We start from the raw sequence: 19,103 nt of genomic DNA on the forward strand, positions 1-19,103 counted from the left end.
CGACATGTTCAAGATCATTATCGAAACAGCGGTCCGTTTCCGATGGGCCGTGGTCTTCGCCGCGGCGGTCATCGCTGTCTACGGCTTGTTCCAGCTCGGCAGGCTGCCCGTCGATGCGGTGCCGGACATCACCAACCGGCAGGTGCAGATCAACACCATTGCGCCCGCGCTCGCCCCGGGCCAGATCGAGCGCCAGATCACCTATCCGCTTGAAACCGCGCTGGCGGGCATCCCCGGACTGACCAGTACGCGCTCGCTCTCGCGCAACGGGTTCTCGCAGGTTACGGCGATCTTTACCGACCAGACCGACATCTACTTCGCGCGCCAGCAGGTGGCCGAGCGCATGCGCGAGGTGCAGGAGGATCTTCCCGAGGGCGTGACGCCGATGATGTCGCCGGTCACCACGGGCCTCGGCGAGGTGTTGATGTGGACGGTGGACTACGTGCCGTTCGACCCGGCGAACGTCAGTAAGCCGAACGAGCCCGGCTGGCAGGCCGAAGAGGTCTACCTGACTCCGGAAGGCAACCGGCTTGCGACGGCACAGGAGCGCGCAACCTACCTGCGAACGGTGCAGGACTGGATCATCGCACCGCAGATGCGCTCCACCGCCGGCCTTGCCGGTGTCGATACGATCGGCGGCTACGTCAAGGAATACGCCGTCCGCCCGAATGCCGAGCGGCTGGCGGCCTACGGTATCGGCCTGGGCGAGCTGGTGCAGGCTCTGGAACGCGCCAACGTCCAGGCCGGTGCGGGCATCGTCCAGCGCGCTGGCGAGGGCCTGATCGTTCGCGCAGATGCGCTGGCGCAGACCGTCGACGATCTGGCACAGGCGCCGGTCGCCAACCGCGACGGCCTTGTGATCCGCGTCGCGGACGTGGCCAGCGTCGGCATCGGACAGGCGCCACGGCTGGGTGCCGCGACGCGGGACGGCCACGAAGCGGTGCTCGGGACGGCGTTGATGATCGCCGGCGGCAACAGCCGCACGGTGGCACTCGCGGCCGCGGAGCGCCTGACCGAAGTCAACCGCTCACTGCCCCCGGGCATCGTCGCCGAGCCGGTGCTCGACCGGAGCGTGCTGGTCAATTCCACGGTCAGGACGGTAGCCAAGAACCTGACCGAAGGGGCACTGCTCGTCATCGTGGTGCTGTTTCTGCTGCTGGGCAACATACGGGCGGCGGCGATCACCGCACTGGTGATCCCGCTGTCGTTCCTGTTCGCGGTGATCGGCATGAACCGCTTCGGGATCAGCGGCAATCTGATGAGCCTGGGCGCACTCGACTTCGGCATCCTCGTCGACGGTGCGGTGATCGTGATCGAGGCCACCCTGCTCATGCTCGGCCAGAAACGGGCCGAACTGGGACGCGCACTGTCCGCAGGCGAGCGAGTGGGCGTGGCGATCCGGGCAGCACGCAAGATGGTGCGACCGGCGGCGTTTGGTCAGCTCATCATCCTGCTGGTGTTCGCGCCGATCCTCACGCTGGAGGGCGTGGAGGGCAAGACGTTCCAGCCGATGGCCGCGACCTTCATGCTCGCCCTGGTCGGCGCGTTCATTCTCTCTTTCACCTTCGTGCCGGCGATGGCCGCGCTGTTCGTGCGTGATCCCAAGCCCCGGCCCGCGCAAGCAGCGCCGCGTGACGAAGGCGAGCACGACGGCGAACACGAGACCCGAATCATCCGTTTCGTGCGTGGCAAGGCCGAACCGGTCATCCGCGCTGCGGTGATGCGGCCGCGCCGCGTGCTGATCGGCGCCGTCGCCATGCTTGTCATTGGCTTCACCGCATTCGTCTCGCTGGGCCGCGAATTCATGCCGACCCTTGACGAGGGCAACCTGGCGATGCAGGCCTTGCGGGTGCCTTCTGCTTCGCTGGAGCAGTCGCTGGCGATGCAACTTGCGCTGGAGAAAGCCATCACCAGCGAGCCGGAGGTCGAGACGATTTTCACGCGGACAGGCACGGCCGAGGCCGCAATCGATCCGATGCCGGTCAACATCTCCGATAGCGTGATCGTCCTCAAACCAAAAGCCGAGTGGCCGGACAGGTCGCTCGACAAAGAGGCGCTGCTCGGCCGACTTGAGTCCATTGTCGACAAACAGATCGGCAATGCATTCGAGTTCAGCCAACCCATCGAACTACGCTTCAACGAGCTGATTTCCGGCGTGCGTACCGACCTTGCCGTGATGGTGTACGGCGACGACTTCGACGTGCTGCAGCCTGTCGCGGAACGCATCTCGGTCCAACTGCGCGGCATCGACGGCGCAGCCGACGTTCGCGTGGAGCAGGTTTCTGGCTTGCCTACGTTGACCGTGCGGGTCGATCATGCGGCCGCGGCGCAGTACGGCCTGAGCGCGGCGGACATCAGCGAGGCGCTGGCGACTGGCGTTGGTGGTACCACGGCCGGTCAGATCTTCGAGGGCGATCGCCGCTTCGATGTGGTGGTGCGGTTCGAAGAGGACGCACGCAACGATCCGGCGCAGCTCGCCGCCTTGCCGGTGGTCGCGCCCGACGGCACCGTGGTTCCGCTGTCCTCGGTCGCGCGCATCGATGTCAGCGAAGGTCCCAACCAGATCAGTCGCAACAACGGCAGCCGCCGCATCGTGGTCCAGGCCAACGTGCGGGGTCGGGATCTGGGCGGCTTCGTCGAGGAAGCACAGGCTGCCGTTGCGGGCGTTTCCTTGCCCAGTGGCGTCTACCTGGACTGGGGTGGCCAGTTCGAGAACCTGCAGCGTGCCGAAGCACGTCTGGCTCTGGTGATCCCCATTGTGTTCCTGATGATCGGCAGCCTGCTCTACATGGCACTCGGGTCGATCCGCGAGGCAGCGCTGGTGTTCCTCTGCGTGCCGCTGGCGCTGGTCGGCGGCGTCCTGGCACTGCTGGTGCGCGGCATGCCGTTTTCGGTGACGGCGGCGGTGGGCTTCATCGCCGTCTCCGGTGTTGCCACGCTCAACGGCCTGGTTCTGATGCAGGCCATCCACGAACGGCTCGAGGCTGGAGATGCGCCACTGGAAGCGGCGACCACCGGCGCCGCCAACCGTCTGCGCGCCGTGCTCACGACGGCGCTGGTGGCCATCGTCGGCTTCATTCCAATGGCGATCGCGGTCGGTGCCGGCGCCGAAGTGCAGAAGCCGCTGGCCACCGTCGTCATCGGCGGGCTGATCACGGCGACCGTGCTGACGCTGCTGGTGCTGCCCACCTTCGCGGCGCGGGCCATCGCGCATCGTCCGAAGCGGCACGCGACATGACCCCGAATCTGGCCCGGCAAAGGAGTGTTCTACGGCAGGTCTTGCTGTGGAACCTCGCGCTGTTCGCAGGACTGGGAGTGGCGGGCTGGGTGGCCGATTCCAGCGCGCTGCTCGCCAATGCCCTCGACAACGGTTCGGACGCAGCCGTCTATCTGCTGAGCTACCTTGCCCTCGAGCGCCGACCCGCCTGGAAGCGGGGAGCGGCGAACGTGTCGGGGGTCCTTCTGTTGATCTTCGCGGGTATGGTGCTGGCGGACGTGGTCCGGCGATGGATGTATGGGGCCGAGCCGCTCGGCCCCGTCATGATCGGACTGGCGCTCGTCGCCGGAGCCATCAATCTGTGGTGCCTGGTGCTGCTGCGCCGCCTCCGTTCCGACGACGTGAACATGAAGGCGGCCGAAACCTTCAGCTTCAACGACTTCATTTCGAATGGCGGCGTAGTCGTGGCGGGTGTTCTGGTGCTCTGGCTCGGTTCGTCCTGGCCGGATCTGGTGGCGGGTGCATTGATTGCTGGTGTCGCGTTCAAAGGCGGCATCGAGATCCTGCAAAGCGTCCACGAAGACAAGCGATCCGATGGATAGAGTTCGGCTGCGCCGTCGTTGCCTGCCGACGGGTGTATGCACAAAACGCTTGCGCAGGCAAGACACCAGCGCTCGAATCGTGGGAGAACAACAATGACCGGAAAGCTCCGCATCGACCTGCAGATCCTGCTACCGCAGGTGCCGGACGAGTCCGACGCCTGCGTCAGGCGGCTGATTCACGACCTGGAAAGCCGCGATGGCATTGTGCAGGTGCACTTGCGCGCGGGATCGGACGGCACGCCGACGCAGTTGTGCGTCCACCATGACCCGGACGTCGTGCCACTCGCCCGCATCCGCGAGATGGTCGAGCGTGCCGGCGCGGCGATCAGCGAACGCTACGGTCATGCTCTGTGGGAAGTGAAGGGCATTGGCCACCAGCGTCGTGCGCGCACCGTCGCCGAGCAGCTCAGGTCGCTTGGGGGCGTACTCGAAGCCGAGGCCAGCGCGGCGGGCATCGTCCATGTCGAGTTCGACCGCCGTGAGGTGTCCGAATCGCGCATCCTGAACGTGCTAGCCAGCATGCAGGTTGTCCCGGTAAAGACTCTGAATGACGATCAACATGCACATGGAGAAGATGAGGCGCGCCACGTCCACCGTGAGGGCGACGACCATTTGCATGGCACCGGTGGGGAGTCGCACGCACATGCGGGGCTGCTGGGGCCGAACACGGAGATGATCTTCTCGCTGGTATGCGGCAGCTTGCTCCTCGCTGGCTTCCTGATGGACAAGTCCTTTGCCGGCGCGCCTGCCTGGCTGCCGTTAGTCTGTTACGTGGCGGCATACTTCTTCGGCGGCTTCTATACGCTCCGTGAGGCGATCGACAACCTGCGCCTGAAGCGCTTCGAGATCGACACGTTGATGCTGGTGGCCGCAGCCGGTGCCGCGGCGATCGGGTCGTGGGCCGAAGGCGCGTTGTTACTGTTCCTGTTCAGCTTGGGCCACGCCCTCGAACACTATGCGATGGGCCGGGCGAAGCGCGCCATCGAGGCCTTGTCTGAGCTCGCCCCGGCCACCGCGACCGTACGACGCGACGGCCGGATACAGGAGATCGCAGTTGAAGAACTGGTTGTCGGCGATGTCGTCCTGATCAAGCCGAACGAACGCCTGTCCGCCGACGGCTTTCTCGTACTCGGTACCTCCAGCGTGAACCAGGCACCGGTGACCGGCGAAAGCATCCCGGTTGACAAGCGGCCCGTGGACGACCCCTCGACCGCGCGCACACGGCCGGATAGCGTCGATGCCGCCTCACGGGTGTTCGCCGGGACCATCAATGGCAGCGGCGCAATCGAGGTCGAGGTCACGCGCAAGTCCACCGATTCGGCCTTGGCGCGAGTGGTCCAGATGGTCAGCGAGGCCGAAACGCGGAAGTCGCCGACCCAGCGCTTCACCGACCGGTTCGAGCGCATCTTCGTACCTGCGGTGCTTGTGTTGGCCTTCCTGCTGTTGTTCGCGTGGGTGGTCGTCGACGAACCCTTCCGGGACAGCTTCTACCGCGCGATGGCGGTGCTGGTGGCCGCCAGTCCCTGCGCGCTGGCCATCGCCACGCCCAGCGCGGTGCTGTCAGGCATTGCCCGCGCGGCCCGCGGCGGCGTGCTGATCAAGGGCGGCGCGCCCCTGGAAGAACTCGGCTCGCTCAGTGCAATGGCCTTCGACAAGACGGGCACCCTGACCGAAGGGCGTCCGCGCATCACCAATGTCATCGCCGTCGATGGGGTGGCGGAGGAGGAACTGCTCACCGTTGCAACGGCAGTTGAGTCTCTCAGCGACCATCCGCTGGCCGCGGCGATTGCCCGGGATGGCCGCGAGCGGCTGGGCGGGCGCGAGATCCCTTCCGCGAGCGGGCTCGAGAACCTGATCGGACGCGGCGTCACTGCCACCTTCGACAACGAGACGGTCTGGATTGGCAAGGCCGAGATGTTCGGCGCCGACGGCGTCGCTCCGCTGGGGGAATCGGCGGCTGCCGCCATCGCACAACTTCGCGCTGCAGGGCGCACCTCGATGGTCGTCAGGCAAGGGGCGCGCGATCTCGGCGCCATCGGCCTGCTCGATACCGCGCGGGCCGGTGCGCCTGAAGCGCTGAAGGCACTGCGTGAACTCGGCATCACCCGCATGATCATGATCTCCGGCGACCACCAACGGGTCGCCGAGGCGATCGCCTCGGAAGTCGGCCTTGATGAAGCCTGGGGCGACCTGATGCCCGAGGACAAGGTTGAGGCCATACGCAAGCTGCGCGCGCAGGACAAGGTCGCGATGGTGGGTGACGGCGTCAACGACGCGCCGGCGATGGCCAGCGCCACGGTCGGCATCGCGATGGGCGCCGCGGGTTCGGATGTCGCACTGGAGACCGCGGATGTCGCGCTGATGGCCGATGACCTCCGCCACCTGCCATTTGCGGTGGACTTGAGCCGTCACACGCGCAAGGTGATCCGTCAGAACGTGTTCGTCAGCCTGAGCATTGTCGCCTTCCTCGTGCCCGCAACGATTTTGGGCTTGGGGATCGGACCAGCAGTCGCTATTCACGAAGGATCCACCTTGCTCGTGGTTTTCAATGCGCTGCGGCTGTTGGCGTACCGAACCCACGTTGGCTAGACGCGGCAGGGCTCATGAAGAGAGCCTGCGCGCCCTTGACCGCTTTTGCTTCTCGTCAGCACGCTGCCGGCCATGATTCTGACAAACGGAAAATGCAGCGCTTACCGAGCGCTAGCACGCGGCGGCACATTCCAGTTTCGTACTGAATGCCCCCCCTGGTGCAGGCCTCAGGCGGCTGACACGGGATAAACCACTATTATCCCGCTTCAAAATACGGTCAAATTATTGCCCGTTCCGTAACTTGATTGGTATGTAATTTCGTGGTATGTAATACATTACGAAATAGTCGGAGAGCGCGATGGCACGCGGCGGCCTGTACAAGAGCGACATCCAGAAGGCCCGCGATACGCTGCGGGCGCAGGGCAAGCACCCGTCGGTGGACGCCGTGCGAGTGGCGCTGGGCAACACCGGCTCCAAGACCACGATCCACCGCTATCTGAAAGAGTTGGAGGAAGAGGAAGGGCAAGGCCTTGGCGCCAAAGTCGCAGTCAGCGATGCATTGCAGGATCTCGTCGGCCGGCTCTCCGGGCGCCTGCACGAGGAGGCCGAGGCGGTCGTCGTCGAGGCTCGTCAGCGCTTCGAGGTGCAACTGCAGGAGCGCAGCCAGGCGCTGGAGCGTGCCCAGCAGGAAGCGGCCGCGCTGGGCGCCCAGCTTCAGCGCGTTGAAACCGCCTTGCACGAGGAAAAAACCGTGCACGCCGCTACCCAGCAGGCCTTGGCCGAACGGGTGACGGAGGTCGCGCAGCTCAGCGAACGCATCGCTGGCCTGACCACACGGCTGACAGAGCACGAGGCACACGCGCAGTCACTGGAACAGAAGCACCAGCACGCCCGCGAGGCGCTGGAGCACTACCGGACCTCGGTAAAGGAGCAGCGCGAGCAGGAGCAACGCCGCCACGAGCACCAGGTGCAGGAGCTGCAGGTCGCGCTGCGTCAGGCCAACGAAGCGCTGACCGCCAAAAACCACGAGCTGGTGCAGCTCAACCGCGACAACGGGCAGTGGCTGGAGCGTCACACCCGCCTGGAGCGGGAGCTGGCGCAGATGCGTCAGGCAGCGGACGAGCAGCGGAAGGAACTAGACGCGCTGCGGCTTACAGCTGCCGAGCACCAGGCCCTGCAGACCCGCTGGGCGCAAGATACCCAGACGCTGGAAGCCGCACGGGTGGAATTGGCCAGTGCTCGCGCCGATCTAACGAAGGAGCGGGAGCGTCGCGAACAGGCAGAGGCCGAGGCGTTGCGGGCCGACGTGCGTATGACCACGCTGGAGCAGTTGCTGGCGCAACTGCGACCCGATCGCGCTGACGGAACTAGCGCCCAAAAAAATCCGGCAACCAAATGAATCTACAAGGGAAAACAGATTGTATGGGGCATTTTTACACGTATCTCGGCTGAACCCCCCGTCCGCTCGCGGCTCCTGCAGCGATCATCGCTGGTCCACGCGTTTCGGTTTCGAACCTGGAATTCGCATGTCCCCAGCGCTGGTCTCGCACTGGATGACCGCATGCCACCGCCGGCTCGGCTCCCATCCAGACCCACGTCGATCCATCCACGTGACGGGGATCCGCCTGCGACGTCCCGAGACAGGCCGCCGGAACGAACAAGGGCGATACGCACGTGTCGTATCGCCCTTGCCGGTGAAGCGCCCTCGCCTTGCGCCGCGGTCCTTGCCGCGACGCGAGGCGCCGGATTACTTCAAGCCGCGGTTGCGCAGCAGCGCGTCGGCGGTCGGCATGCGACCGCGGAACGCGCGGTAGCTCTCGGCCGGGTCGCGGGTGTTGCCGACCTCGTAGACCTCGCGGCGCAGCCTGGCGGCGAGTTCCGGGTCGAACACGTTGCCGGCTTCCTTGAACGCGTCGAAGCCGTCGGCGTCCATCGCCTCGGCCCAGGTATAGGCGTAGTAGCTCGCCGAGTAGCCGCCGTCGAAGATGTGGCTGAAGTGCGGCAGCCGGTGACGCATGCCGATCTCCTCGGGCACGCCGAGCTCGCGCAGCTGCGCCGCTTCCCACGTACGCGCATCGAAGTCCTGCGGCAGCTCGGTCATCTGGTGCAGACGCATGTCCAGAATCGCCGAGGACAGCTGCTGCACGGTCAGGAAGCCCTGGTTGAAGGTCTGCGCCTTCAGCAACGCCTCGAGCATCGGCTCGGGCATCGGTTCGCCGGCGGCATTGCGGGCATGCGCGCGCAGGATGGCCGGCTCGGTGATCCAGTGCTCGTACACCTGGGACGGGAACTCGACGAAGTCACGCGACACTGCGGTGCCCGACAGACTCGGATAGCGCGCCGTCGACAGCAGGCCGTGCAGGCCGTGGCCGAACTCGTGGAACAGCGTCTGCGCCTCGTCCAGCGAGATCAGCGCACGCTCACCGCTCGCCGGCGGCGTGATGTTCTGGTTGTTGACGACGATCGGCGTGTCGCCCAGCAGCGCGTTGGGCACGCGGATGCTGTTCATCCAGGCGCCCGGACGCTTCGTGGGCCGCGCGAACCAGTCGGCATAGAACAGGCCGACCTTGCGGCCGTCCGCCTCGCGGATTTCGAATACGCGCACGCCGTCGGCATACACCGGAATGTCGGTGCGCTCGTGCGCCGTCAGCCCGAACAGCTTCTGCGTGGTCTCGAACATCGCATCGACGATGCCGTCCAGCGGCATGTACTGCTTGACCTCCGCCTCGTCCAGCGCGAAGCGCTCACGACGCACCTGCTCGGCGTAATAGCGCCAGTCCCAGGGCTGGACATCGGTGATGCCGTCCTTCGCGGCCAGGGCCTCGATGTCGCGCAGCTCTTCGCGCGCCCGCACCAGGGCCGGCTGGTAGACCGCCATCAGCAGCTCCATCGCGGCATCGGTGGTCTTGGCCATCGAATCCTCGAGCACGAAGTCGGCATGGCTCGCCGCCCCCATCAGTTCGGCGCGCTCGATCCGCAACTGCACCAGGCGCTTGATCTCCTCGCTGGTGTTGTTGGCGTTGTCGTTGTCGCCGCGGTAGGTGAAGGCGCGCCAGATCTTCTCGCGTGCCGCACGGTTCGGCGCGGCCGTCAGAAAGGGCTCGGCCGACGAACGCGTCGCCGGAAACAGGAATGCACCCGGCTGCCCGGCGGCGGTCGCGGCGGCGGCGGCCGCGCTGCGCTGATCCGCCGGCAGGCCTTCCACCTCGGCCTCACTCAGGAAGACGTCGTTGGCCTTCTGATCCGCCAGCAGCTTCTGACCGAATGCCACGCCCAGATTCGCCAGCTCTTCGTTGATCGCCGCCACGCGCGTGCGCGCCTCGGGCGAAAGCGCCGCACCGGCACGCACGAAACGCTTGTGGGTCTGCTCGAGCAGACGCATCTGCTCGGGCGTTAGCCCCAGCTCGGCGCGCGTGTTGTAGAGCGTGTCCACGCGCTGGAACAGCGCCTGGTCGAGCATCATTTCGTTCGAGAGACGCGCCAGCTTCGGCGCCACGTTCTTCTGCACGGCCTGGTTGGCCGGGGTCGCATCGGCCGATGCCACGGTGAAGAAAGTGCTCGAGACACGTGCCAGCTGGCGCCCCGCCCGCTCCATCGCCTCGATGGTGTTCTCGAACGTCGGCGCGGCCGGATCATTGGCGATGCGCGCGCTTTCCTCACGCGCCTCGGCGATCGCCAGGTCGAACGCCGGCTCGTAATGCTCGGGGCGGATGCGATCGTACGGGGGCACGCCGTCGGGCGTGTTCCACGCCGTGGTCAGCGGATTGGCGGCCTGTTCCGCGCGGGTTTCGACGGATTGCGCTGCGCTCGGCAGGCTGGTGGCCAGAAGCGTCGCCGCGATCGCGGTGGACAGAAGGCAGGCACGAAAAACCATGGTCTTGCTCCGAAGCTGGACTCTCAAAGGCATCGGTCCCGGTGACGGGGACCGCACGTATTCGTGTGAATGTATAACAGGCCGCGCGCTCGATGCCATTCGCGCCGTTCACCGAACTCCCGGAGCGCGGTACCACGTCGCCCTGCCCCCGGTAGGCGCTGCGCCTCGCTTTCGCGGGGGGCGGGCATGCGTCGTCGCGAGCCCCCGGCGGCTGCCTGGTTGCACACGTCCGGCTGCTTCGTTGCGCAGAGACGGGAACCTGGAGCCTTGCGATGCCGCCGGACCGGCCTGCAGAACGAGGGCCGCAGTGCACGACGACTTCGGATTGCGTGCGCGTGCGCGCCGCGGATGCGCCCGCTGCCGTGGTACGGCACGTCATCCTGCCGCGGCGTCCCTGCGTGCGCGGGCGGCAAGGCACGTCGCACACGCCCTCGGCACGGCAAGGCCCCTGCTGCGAGCAGGCGAAGCGCGGACAAAGAGCGAAGCTGCGAATCGAACCTGCCACCGGCGCTGAGGATCGCTACCTGCCCCGCCGTGCAAGGCGATCGAGCCGCGATGCCGGCTCGACGCCTGACGCCGTCGCAGGTGCCCGCGACAGCATTTCGAAAACTCCAATGCAAAACGGGCAGCTCATTCGAGCTGCCCGTCTGCATGAAGAGTGGCGTCCCCACGGGGATTCGAACCCCGGTGTCCACCGTGAAAGGGTGGTGTCCTAGGCCTCTAGACGATGGGGACGCAGAAAACCGTCTTGCGTCGTTCCGATGATCAGGCCGTTGACGACCATCGGACAAATTGTGGTGGAGCCAGGCGGGATCGAACCGCCGACCTCCTGCATGCCATGCAGGCGCTCTCCCAGCTGAGCTATGGCCCCACGTTTGGGAGCGCGAAATTGTAGTGTTCCTTATCGGCAACGTCAACAGAATTTCGTACACCCTTCGTTCGCTGCGTCCGTTCCGGGGAACGTGTCAGCCGGTGGCGCCGGCCTCGTTGCGATCGAGGCGCGCATCATCCGGATTTCGACGCAAGGTTGCAAGCCCGTGTCCCTGGTCGTGCAGGTACAGCAGCCATTTGCCGAGAAAGGTGTTCATGCGGGTGCGGTGATCGACGACCTCGACCGGCGGCGGGAACATGCCGATCACGTCCTGCCAGCGCCGTCCGACATAGCAATGGGTGGCTTCCACCTGCCCGGCATCGCGATACAGCCGCAGATAGGCGGACGGATCGGGTTCACCCGTCGCCGGGTCGAGCATCGTGTAGCTCAGCCGCAGCTCGGTCGTATAGGCGTGCTGGGCCAGCACGTCGAGACGCACGGACAGCGCGCCCTCCACGTGCGACACGTACTGACCCGGCGCCAGACGCCCCGGGTCGAACAGGCGCACCAGACGCCCGTGGTTTTCCGCATACAGCGCCATCAGCCAGCCGAACCGTCCCAGGGCGGGAAGTCGCGGCCGGCGTGTCATTACGTTCTGCATGGACCGATGCTACCGCGCGATCCGTGAACCCGGCAGACATTGACGACCCCGCGCGCGGCGCCCACGATGGTGGGCGCGGCGTTTCAGTACATCACGCGCTCGATTCCGAGCGTCGACATCACCTTGCTGGAGATTTCCTCGATCGAGGTGTGCGTCGTACTCAGCACCGGCACGCGCTCGGCGCGGAACAGCGCCTCGGCGGCCACCACTTCGCTCTTGCAGGTTTCCAGCTTGGCGTAGCGGGAATTCGGCCTGCGCTCCTGGCGGATCTGGGCCAGGCGCACCGGATCGATCGTCAGCCCGAACAGCTTGCTGCGATGCGCACGCAGCCGCGGCGGCAGGCGATCGTGCTCCAGGTCTTCCTCGGTCAGCGGGTAGTTCGCCGCGCGCACGCCGTGATGCAGCGCCAGGTACACGCAGGTCGGCGTCTTGCCCGCGCGCGAAACCGCCACCAGGATCACGTCCGCCTCGTCGTAGTCCACCGACATGCCGTCGTCGTGGGTGAGCGCGAAATTCATCGCGTTGATGCGCCGGTGATAGGTGTCGAAATCCACCATGCCGTGCGCGCGTCCCACGCGCGACTCGCGTGTCTCCAGCAGCTCGCGCTCCAGCGGCTCGATGAACGGCGCGAACACGTCGAGCACCAGCGCCCCGCTCTCGCCCAGGGCCAGCGCCAGATTCTGATCGACGCAGGAACTCACGACGATCGGTCGCACGCCCATCGCCTCGCCACGTGCCCGGATCAGCGCGGCCACCTCGCGCGCGCGTTCGAGACTGTCGACGAACGGGATGCGGTTGGTGCTGAACTGCGTGCCGCTGAACTGCGTCAGCAGACTGTGGCCGATGGTTTCGGCAGTGATACCGGTGCCATCGGACACATAGAAGACGGGGCGCGTGGCGGACATGCGGTGATCCGGTCGTGCGACGAGCGCCTTCGCGCCCGGGAAGGCTAAAATAACCGTTCCATACCGGGCCTGCCCGGTCATCCCCTCGATTCACGCGACACGGAGTTTCCTCTTGAGCGCCAACATCCTGTGGCTGCATGACCTGCGTCTGACCGACCTCGCCCAGGTCGGTGGCAAGAATTCGTCTCTCGGCGAAATGATCGGCAACCTCGCCAAGCTGGGGGTCTCGGTCCCCGGCGGATTCGCCACCACGGCCGATGCGTTCAAGGCCTTCATCGCCCACAACGACCTGCATCAGCGCATCTTCGATCGCTTGGCCACGCTGGATGTCGAAGACGTCGGCGCCTTGACCGCCGCCGGCAAGGAAATCCGCAGCTGGGTGATCGATGCACCGCTACAGCCCGAGCTCGATGCCGACATCCGCGCCGCCTATGCCCAGCTGGCAGCGGAGAACGGCGGCGGCGACGTCGCCGTGGCGGTGCGCTCGTCGGCCACGGCCGAGGATCTGCCCGATGCCTCGTTCGCGGGCCAGCAGGAAACCTTCCTCAACGTCGCCGGCGCCGACGACGTGGTGGTCAAGGTCAAGGAAGTGTTCGCGTCGCTCTACAACGACCGCGCGATCGCCTACCGCGTGCACCACGGCTTCAAGCACGAGGACGTGTTCCTGTCCTCCGGCGTGCAGTTGATGGTGCGCTCCGATGTCGGCGCCTCGGGCGTGCTGTTCACGCTCGACACCGAGTCGGGCTTCCGCGACGTGGTGTTCATCACCTCGAGCTTCGGCCTCGGCGAGATGGTGGTCCAGGGCGCGGTGAATCCCGACGAGTTCTACGTCTACAAGCCCACGCTCAAGGCGGGCAAGCCGGCGATCCTGCGTCGCTCGATCGGCAGCAAGCAGCTGCGCATGGTGTATTCGGACACGCCCGGTGAGCGCGTGCGCACCGAGGACACCCCGGCCGAGCTGCGCGACACGTTCTCGATCACCGACGAGGACGTGCACGAGCTCGCGCGCCAGGCGCTGACCATCGAAGCGCACTACCAGCGTCCGATGGACATCGAGTGGGCGAAGGACGGCGTCAGCGGCAAGTTGTTCATCGTGCAGGCGCGCCCGGAGACCGTGAAGTCGCGCGCCAAGGCGACGCAGATGGAACGCTTCCATCTCGGTGCCCGCGGCGACGTCGTGGCCGAGGGCCGCGCGATCGGCCAGAAGATCGGCGCCGGCGCCGCACGCGTGGTGCGCTCGCTCGACGACATGAACCGCGTGCAGCCCGGCGACGTGCTGGTCGCCGACATGACCGACCCCGACTGGGAGCCGGTGATGAAGCGCGCCTCGGCCATCGTCACCAACCGCGGCGGCCGCACCTGCCACGCGGCGATCATCGCGCGCGAACTGGGCGTGCCGGCGGTCGTCGGCACCGGCAACGCGCTGGACCTGATCGAGGACGGCAAGGACGTCACCGTGAGCTGCGCCGAAGGCGACACCGGCTACATCTACGACGGCATCCTCGAGTTCGAACGCATCACCACCGATCTGTCGTCGATGCCCGAGGCGCCGCTGAAGATCATGATGAACGTCGCCAACCCCGAGCGCGCGTTCGACTTCGGCCAGCTGCCCAATGCCGGTATCGGCCTGGCGCGTCTGGAGATGATCATCGCCGCGCACATCGGCGTGCATCCCAAGGCCCTGCTCGAATACGACAAGCAGGACGCCGACATCCGGAAGAAGATCGACGAGAAGACCCGAGGCTACGCCGATCCGGTCAGCTTCTACGTCGATCGTCTGGCCGAAGGCATCGCCACGCTGACCGCGTCGGTCGCGCCGAACCCGGTGATCGTGCGCCTGTCGGACTTCAAGTCCAACGAGTACGCCAACCTGATCGGCGGCACGCGCTACGAGCCCGAAGAGGAGAACCCGATGATCGGCTTCCGCGGCGCCAGCCGCTACGTCGATCCGTCGTTCTCGGACGCGTTCGCGCTGGAATGCAAAGCCGTGCTCAAGGTCCGCAACGAGATGGGCCTGACCAACCTGTGGGTGATGATCCCGTTCGTGCGTACGCTGGACGAAGGCCGCAAGGTCGTCGAGGTGCTGGAGGCCAACGGCCTCAAGCAGGGCGAAGCCGGCCTGAAGATCATCATGATGTGCGAGGTGCCGTCGAACGCGCTGCTGGCCGACGCGTTCCTCGACATCTTCGACGGGTTCTCGATCGGCTCCAACGATCTCACCCAGCTCACGCTGGGCCTGGATCGCGATTCCTCGATCGTCGCGCACCTGTTCGACGAACGCGACCCCGCGGTCAAGAAGCTGCTGTCGATGGCGATCCAGGCCGCGCGCGCCAAGGGCAAGTACGTCGGCATCTGCGGTCAGGGCCCGAGCGATCACCCGGATCTGGCGCAGTGGCTGATGGACGAAGGCATCGAGTCGGTGTCGCTCAATCCCGACACCGTGGTCGACACCTGGCTGAAGCTCGCGAAGTCCAAGGCCAAGCAGCCGGCCGCCTGAGACCACGTTCGCTTCATGCCGCGTCGGCGAGGCTGACGCGGCCCACGAGCCCCGCTCCGGCGGGGCTTCGTGTGTCCGGGCCGCCGCGTGCGGTCCGCCGCCAACCCATCGACGGAGAACCGCCGTGTTGCAATTCGAGAACGTGCACTGGAACCAGTTGCTGGTGCTGTGGGGGCCGACCCTGCTGAAGGCCGCCGCGGTACTGGTCATCGGACTGTGGCTCGCGCGGCGGCTCACCGGCATGGTGCCCGCCGCCCTCACCCGCTTCGGGTTCGACCCGATGCTGGGCAGCTTCCTGCGCAACGTGGCCTATATCGCCGCCGTGGTGATCGTGGTGGTGGTCGCACTCGGCACCCTGGGCGTGCAGACCGCGCCGCTGCTCGCGGTCATCGGCACCGCCGGTCTCGCGATCGGCCTGGCGCTCAAGGATTCGCTGTCCAACATCGCGTCGGGCGTGATGCTGGTGACCCTGCGCCCCTTCCACGTCGGCGACGTGGTCACCGCCGCCGGGCAGACCGGCACGGTGCGCGAAGTGCGCATCTTCCAGAGCGTGCTCGAAGGCCCCGACAAGCAGCTGCACACCATTCCGAACAATCTGATCACCTCGTCGGTGATCACCAATCTCACCACGCAGGGCATCCGCCGCGTGGAGCTGGTGATCGGCATCGGCTACGGCGACGACATCGACACCGCGCGCCGCGTGGCGCTGGAGCAGGTGCGCGCCGATTCGCGCGTGCTCGACGAACCGGGCGCCGACGTGGTGGTTTACGAACTCGGCGACAACGCGGTGAATCTGGGCATCCGCTGCTTCGTCAAATCGTCCGACTGGTTCGGCACCAAGACCACGCTGCTCGAGCGCATCAAGGTGGCCTTCGATGCCGCCGGCATCAACATTCCGTATCCCCAGCGCGACACGCACCTGTACCTCTACGACCAGGACGGTCAGCGCACTTCCCTGCCCGCGCCGGCGCCGGCGCCGGTGCAGACGCTCGTCGAACCGCAGCGCGACGCGGCCGCGTAAGGCGGACGCGAGGGCGCGACACGATGCGCGCATGCGGCCCGCCCAGCTCCAGTCGAAGGTGCGCACGGCCTTGCGCGAATCGGGCTCGTAGACCGGCAGGAGGCTGCCCTCGCCGCTCTCCTGCCACGGAGAGCCGGCGCTGGACGCGCCGAAACGGAACGGTCGCCCGTCGCCCGCCGCATATGCGCGGAAACACGTCGTCGGGATCGGCCGTGTTCATGACGAACGCCTCGGGCGCCGTTGGGAGTCCGGTCCAGTTGCCGTTGCCGGTGGTCCCGCCGCGCTGCTCGAGCACGCCGCCATGGTCCCAGTCGCCGTGGCTGTGCGAGTCGTCCGCATCGGGATACGTCAGTACACCGGAGCGGTGGCAGCGCTGGATCGACGCCGCGTCACGGGCCTGCTGCTGCGCGTCGTGCGCCTGCCTCTCCGCCGAGGCCGCCGCGTCCACCGGCGCGTCGTCGGCCGCGTGCTCGAACAGGACCTACTCCTGGTCTCCGGGGAAGCGCTAGCGGTCATCCGCTTCCGGACGGAACGCCAGCCGGTTCTCGCGCGTGCAGGCGTTGTGGGATTCGCCGGTGTGATCGCCGACGTCGCCCTCAGGGCTCGAGCGGGCTGAGCAGATGCACTCGGCCGAACGGGTGGGGCTCGATCGCAGACAGCTCGATCGACACCAGCGGATACAGATGACGCGCCAACCACGCCTGCTCCGGCACGCACATGGACTCCGCGCCGGGAAACATGAGCAGCCGCGCGTCCGCGTGTTCCAGCCGCTGCTCCAGCGCGCTCAGTCCTTGGCCAGGGCCGCCATGTGCCGACGGTAGTGGCGCAGTTCGTCGATCGAATCCCGCACGTCGCTCAACGCGGTATGCGCCGAATGCTTGGTGAAGCCGCCCAGCACCTGCGGCGCCCAACGGCGGGCGAGTTCCTTGATCGTCGACACATCGAGGTTGCGGTAGTGGAAGAACTTCTCCAGCCGCGGCATCTGCCGGTGCAGGAACCGGCGGTCCTGGCAGATCGAATTGCCGCACATCGGCGAGCTGCCGGGCGGCAGCCACTGGGCGAGAAACGTCAGCGTCCGCGCCTCGGCCTCGTCCATCCCCACGCCCTGTTCCAGCGACCGTCGCCACAGGCCCGACCGGGTGTGCTGGTTGCGGTTCCAGTCGTCCATCGCCTCCAGGGTTTCGAGCGAGTGGCGGATCGCCAGCTCCGGGCCTTCGGCCAGAATGTTGAGCTGGGCATCGGTGACGATGGTCGCGATCTCCAGGATGTGATCGTGATCGGTGTCGAGCCCGGTCATTTCCAGATCGATCCAGATCAGCCTGCCGTCGCCGAGTTTTTCCGTCATGGGTGTTCGCGTTCGTGGACGTGACGGCGCATGATAGCCCAGACGTTTCCAGGGCTCCGGCCGCCGTGTTCCCGAACCAGATTTTCTCGAGTCCCGAGATGACCCACTACGCGATCCTGACGGCGATGCTCGCGCCGGCGTTCTTCCTCACCGCCACGGCGGCGCTGCTGGGCTCGGCCAATTCGCGCCTGGCGCGAGTGATCGACCGCACCCGCGCGCTGCTGCGCGAGCTCGCCGACGAATCGCTCACCGATGCCGACGACCGGCGCGTGCTCGAAGCGCGCATCGCCCTGCAGCGGCGGCGCAGCCACATCATCCTGCGCGGCAGCCAGCTGCTGTATCTGGCGATCAGCTGTTTCGTCGGTACCAGCCTCAGCGTGGCCGGCGACTCCTTCCTCGATCACCGCTTCGCCTATGCGCCGACGCTGCTGGCCGCGCTGGGCGTGCTGGCGATGTTCGCCGCGAGCCTGCTGCTCGCACGCGAGGCGGCGATGGCGGTGCGTGCGGTCAACGAGGAAATGGACGACGCGCACCGCAAGGCCAACCGGCGCAGTCCGCTGATCTGAGCGCGCGCTCAGCGCGGCGGCAGGCCCCGCTTGCGCCGGAAGTAGTTGGTCAGCATCGGGCCGGCGACCTCGGCCAGCACGCCGCCGTGCACGTCGACCCGATGGTTGTGCCGCGGATCACCGAGCACGTCGAACACACTGCCGGCCGCGCCGGTTTTCGGATCGTGCGCGCCGAACACCACACGCGCGATCCGGGCGTGCACCATCGCCATCGCGCACATCGCGCAGGGTTCCAGCGTCACCACCAGGGTGCAGCCGACCAGGCGATGATTGCCGAGCGCGCGTCCGGCGTGGCGCATCGCCACGATCTCGGCATGGGCGCTGGGATCGTGCTCGGCGATGTTGCGGTTCCAGCCTTCGCCGATCACCGTGCCCCCGGCATCGACCACCAGCGCGCCCACCGGAATCTCGTCGTCCTCGCGCGTCGCACGCTCGGCCAGCGCCAGCGCATGCTGCATCCAGGCGCGTTCGAGATCAGGCGACGGCGACGTGAGCGGCAATGACGACATGAGGGCTCAGCGCGTCGCCTGGATGTGCGCCGCGAAATCCGCAATGAACGCCGCCAGCTGGCCGCGGACCTTCTCGTCCTGCAACGTGCCCTCCGGATCGAAGGCCTGTCCGGCGCGGGAGACCAGCAGGCGTCCGCCGGCCCAGTGCTGGCAACCCAGCGTACGCAGCACCGGCAGCCACGCGTTCTGCGCGAGGATGGTGCCGAAGCCGCCGGGCGATGCGCCGATCACCGCGACGGGCCGTCCACCGAACAATGCGGGAATGCCGCTGCCGGGACGCGACAGCCAGTCGATCGCGTTCTTGAACACGCCCGGGATGCCGTTGTTGTACTCGGGCGTCACCAGCAGCAGACCGTCACTGGCCAGCACGCGCGCCTTCAGTGCCTCGACGGCCTCGGGACTGCCGGCGCGCGCTTCCAGGTCGCCGTCGTAGAGCGGAATGCCGTGCAGGGTGGCGACGTCGACCGTCACGCCCTCGCCCGCCACGTCCCGCGCGGCGTGCAACAGGCCGGTGTTGTAGGACGCAGCACGCAGGCTGCCGGAAATACCGAGAATCCGGGGCATCG

At 66.8% G+C, this 19,103-nt stretch carries 14 protein-coding genes and 2 tRNA genes; 7 read left to right on the plus strand and 9 right to left on the minus strand.

Going from position 1 to position 19,103, the window contains the following annotated elements:
* The first annotated feature begins 4 nt into the window (after positions 1–4).
* The 4 genes from PQS31_RS00145 (at position 5) to PQS31_RS00160 (ending at position 7,747) form a co-directional block, all read left to right on the plus strand.
* Positions 5–3,238: a CusA/CzcA family heavy metal efflux RND transporter gene (locus PQS31_RS00145; protein WP_133322063.1), complete on the plus strand. Its 3,234-nt coding sequence runs from the start codon at positions 5–7 to the stop codon at positions 3,236–3,238.
* Positions 3,235–3,819: a cation transporter gene (locus PQS31_RS00150; RefSeq protein WP_096009485.1), complete on the plus strand. Its 585-nt coding sequence runs from the start codon at positions 3,235–3,237 to the stop codon at positions 3,817–3,819. The genes PQS31_RS00145 and PQS31_RS00150 overlap by 4 nt, the downstream gene beginning before the upstream one ends.
* Positions 3,820–3,912: 93 nt before the next feature.
* On the plus strand, positions 3,913–6,408 hold the full coding sequence (locus PQS31_RS00155) for a heavy metal translocating P-type ATPase (RefSeq protein WP_272760658.1): 2,496 nt from the start codon (positions 3,913–3,915) through the stop codon (positions 6,406–6,408).
* Between the two features lie 298 nt (positions 6,409–6,706).
* Positions 6,707–7,747, plus strand: coding sequence for a DNA-binding protein (locus PQS31_RS00160; RefSeq protein ID WP_096209258.1), 1,041 nt, complete (start codon positions 6,707–6,709; stop codon positions 7,745–7,747).
* Positions 7,748–8,095: 348 nt separating this feature from the next.
* On the opposite strand, the gene PQS31_RS00165 is transcribed toward PQS31_RS00160, so the two are convergent.
* The 5 genes from PQS31_RS00165 to PQS31_RS00185 form a co-directional block, all read right to left on the minus strand.
* Positions 8,096–10,222 (minus strand): M3 family metallopeptidase, encoded by a 2,127-nt coding sequence (locus PQS31_RS00165; RefSeq protein ID WP_272760659.1) that lies wholly within the window; start codon positions 10,220–10,222, stop codon positions 8,096–8,098.
* Positions 10,223–10,881: 659 nt separating this feature from the next.
* A tRNA-Glu gene (locus PQS31_RS00170) sits at positions 10,882–10,957 on the minus strand.
* A 60-nt stretch (positions 10,958–11,017) separates the two neighbouring features.
* A tRNA-Ala gene (locus PQS31_RS00175) sits at positions 11,018–11,093 on the minus strand.
* A gap of 94 nt (positions 11,094–11,187) precedes the next feature.
* Positions 11,188–11,694: a DUF1249 domain-containing protein gene (locus PQS31_RS00180; RefSeq protein WP_272760660.1), complete on the minus strand. Its 507-nt coding sequence runs from the start codon at positions 11,692–11,694 to the stop codon at positions 11,188–11,190.
* Between the two features lie 83 nt (positions 11,695–11,777).
* Positions 11,778–12,599, minus strand: a complete 822-nt coding sequence (locus PQS31_RS00185; protein ID WP_272760661.1) for a pyruvate, water dikinase regulatory protein — start codon at positions 12,597–12,599, stop codon at positions 11,778–11,780.
* Between the two features lie 112 nt (positions 12,600–12,711).
* Between PQS31_RS00185 and ppsA the strand changes: the two genes are divergently transcribed.
* Together ppsA and PQS31_RS00195 are read left to right on the plus strand one after the other, a co-directional pair.
* Positions 12,712–15,096, plus strand: coding sequence for a phosphoenolpyruvate synthase (ppsA, locus tag PQS31_RS00190; protein WP_272760662.1), 2,385 nt, complete (start codon positions 12,712–12,714; stop codon positions 15,094–15,096).
* A 124-nt stretch (positions 15,097–15,220) separates the two neighbouring features.
* A complete protein-coding gene (locus PQS31_RS00195) occupies positions 15,221–16,117 on the plus strand; it encodes a mechanosensitive ion channel domain-containing protein (RefSeq protein WP_272760663.1) in 897 nt (298 codons plus the stop codon).
* A gap of 596 nt (positions 16,118–16,713) precedes the next feature.
* Here PQS31_RS00195 and PQS31_RS00200 read toward each other — a convergent pair.
* Together PQS31_RS00200 and orn are read right to left on the minus strand one after the other, a co-directional pair.
* Positions 16,714–16,836, minus strand: coding sequence for a hypothetical protein (locus PQS31_RS00200; protein WP_272760664.1), 123 nt, complete (start codon positions 16,834–16,836; stop codon positions 16,714–16,716).
* A 65-nt stretch (positions 16,837–16,901) separates the two neighbouring features.
* Positions 16,902–17,462 carry an oligoribonuclease gene (gene orn / locus PQS31_RS00205; protein WP_272760665.1) on the minus strand — a complete coding sequence of 187 codons (561 nt, stop codon included), beginning with the start codon at positions 17,460–17,462 and terminating at the stop codon, positions 16,902–16,904.
* Between the two features lie 98 nt (positions 17,463–17,560).
* On the opposite strand from orn, the gene PQS31_RS00210 reads away from it, so the two are divergent.
* Entirely contained in the window at positions 17,561–18,028 is a 468-nt protein-coding gene (locus PQS31_RS00210; protein ID WP_272760666.1) for a DUF2721 domain-containing protein, read from the plus strand.
* An 8-nt stretch (positions 18,029–18,036) separates the two neighbouring features.
* Here PQS31_RS00210 and tadA read toward each other — a convergent pair whose 3' ends face one another.
* On the minus strand, positions 18,037–18,537 hold the full coding sequence (gene tadA / locus PQS31_RS00215; RefSeq protein ID WP_272760667.1) for a tRNA adenosine(34) deaminase TadA: 501 nt from the start codon (positions 18,535–18,537) through the stop codon (positions 18,037–18,039).
* A gap of 6 nt (positions 18,538–18,543) precedes the next feature.
* Positions 18,544–19,101: an NADPH-dependent FMN reductase gene (locus tag PQS31_RS00220; protein ID WP_272760668.1), complete on the minus strand. Its 558-nt coding sequence runs from the start codon at positions 19,099–19,101 to the stop codon at positions 18,544–18,546.
* Positions 19,102–19,103: the final 2 nt, after the last annotated feature.

It is taken from the genome of Luteimonas sp. BLCC-B24, from assembly GCF_028550595.1.
Lineage (GTDB): Bacteria > Pseudomonadota > Gammaproteobacteria > Xanthomonadales > Xanthomonadaceae > Luteimonas.

Excerpts from the sequence above, each read along its gene's own strand:
- PQS31_RS00145 (WP_133322063.1), top strand. The coding sequence starts at position 5 with ATGTTCAAGATCATTATCGAAACAGCGGTCCGTTTCCGATGGGCCGTG.
- PQS31_RS00150 (WP_096009485.1), top strand. The coding sequence starts at position 3,235 with ATGACCCCGAATCTGGCCCGGCAAAGGAGTGTTCTACGGCAGGTCTTG.
- PQS31_RS00155 (WP_272760658.1), top strand. The coding sequence starts at position 3,913 with ATGACCGGAAAGCTCCGCATCGACCTGCAGATCCTGCTACCGCAGGTG.
- PQS31_RS00160 (WP_096209258.1), top strand. The coding sequence starts at position 6,707 with ATGGCACGCGGCGGCCTGTACAAGAGCGACATCCAGAAGGCCCGCGAT.
- PQS31_RS00165 (WP_272760659.1), bottom strand. The coding sequence starts at position 10,222 with ATGGTTTTTCGTGCCTGCCTTCTGTCCACCGCGATCGCGGCGACGCTT.
- PQS31_RS00180 (WP_272760660.1), bottom strand. The coding sequence starts at position 11,694 with ATGCAGAACGTAATGACACGCCGGCCGCGACTTCCCGCCCTGGGACGG.
- PQS31_RS00185 (WP_272760661.1), bottom strand. The coding sequence starts at position 12,599 with ATGTCCGCCACGCGCCCCGTCTTCTATGTGTCCGATGGCACCGGTATC.
- PQS31_RS00200 (WP_272760664.1), bottom strand. The coding sequence starts at position 16,836 with ATGTGCGTGCCGGAGCAGGCGTGGTTGGCGCGTCATCTGTATCCGCTG.
- orn (WP_272760665.1), bottom strand. The coding sequence starts at position 17,462 with ATGACGGAAAAACTCGGCGACGGCAGGCTGATCTGGATCGATCTGGAA.
- PQS31_RS00210 (WP_272760666.1), top strand. The coding sequence starts at position 17,561 with ATGACCCACTACGCGATCCTGACGGCGATGCTCGCGCCGGCGTTCTTC.
- tadA (WP_272760667.1), bottom strand. The coding sequence starts at position 18,537 with ATGTCGTCATTGCCGCTCACGTCGCCGTCGCCTGATCTCGAACGCGCC.
- PQS31_RS00220 (WP_272760668.1), bottom strand. The coding sequence starts at position 19,101 with ATGCCCCGGATTCTCGGTATTTCCGGCAGCCTGCGTGCTGCGTCCTAC.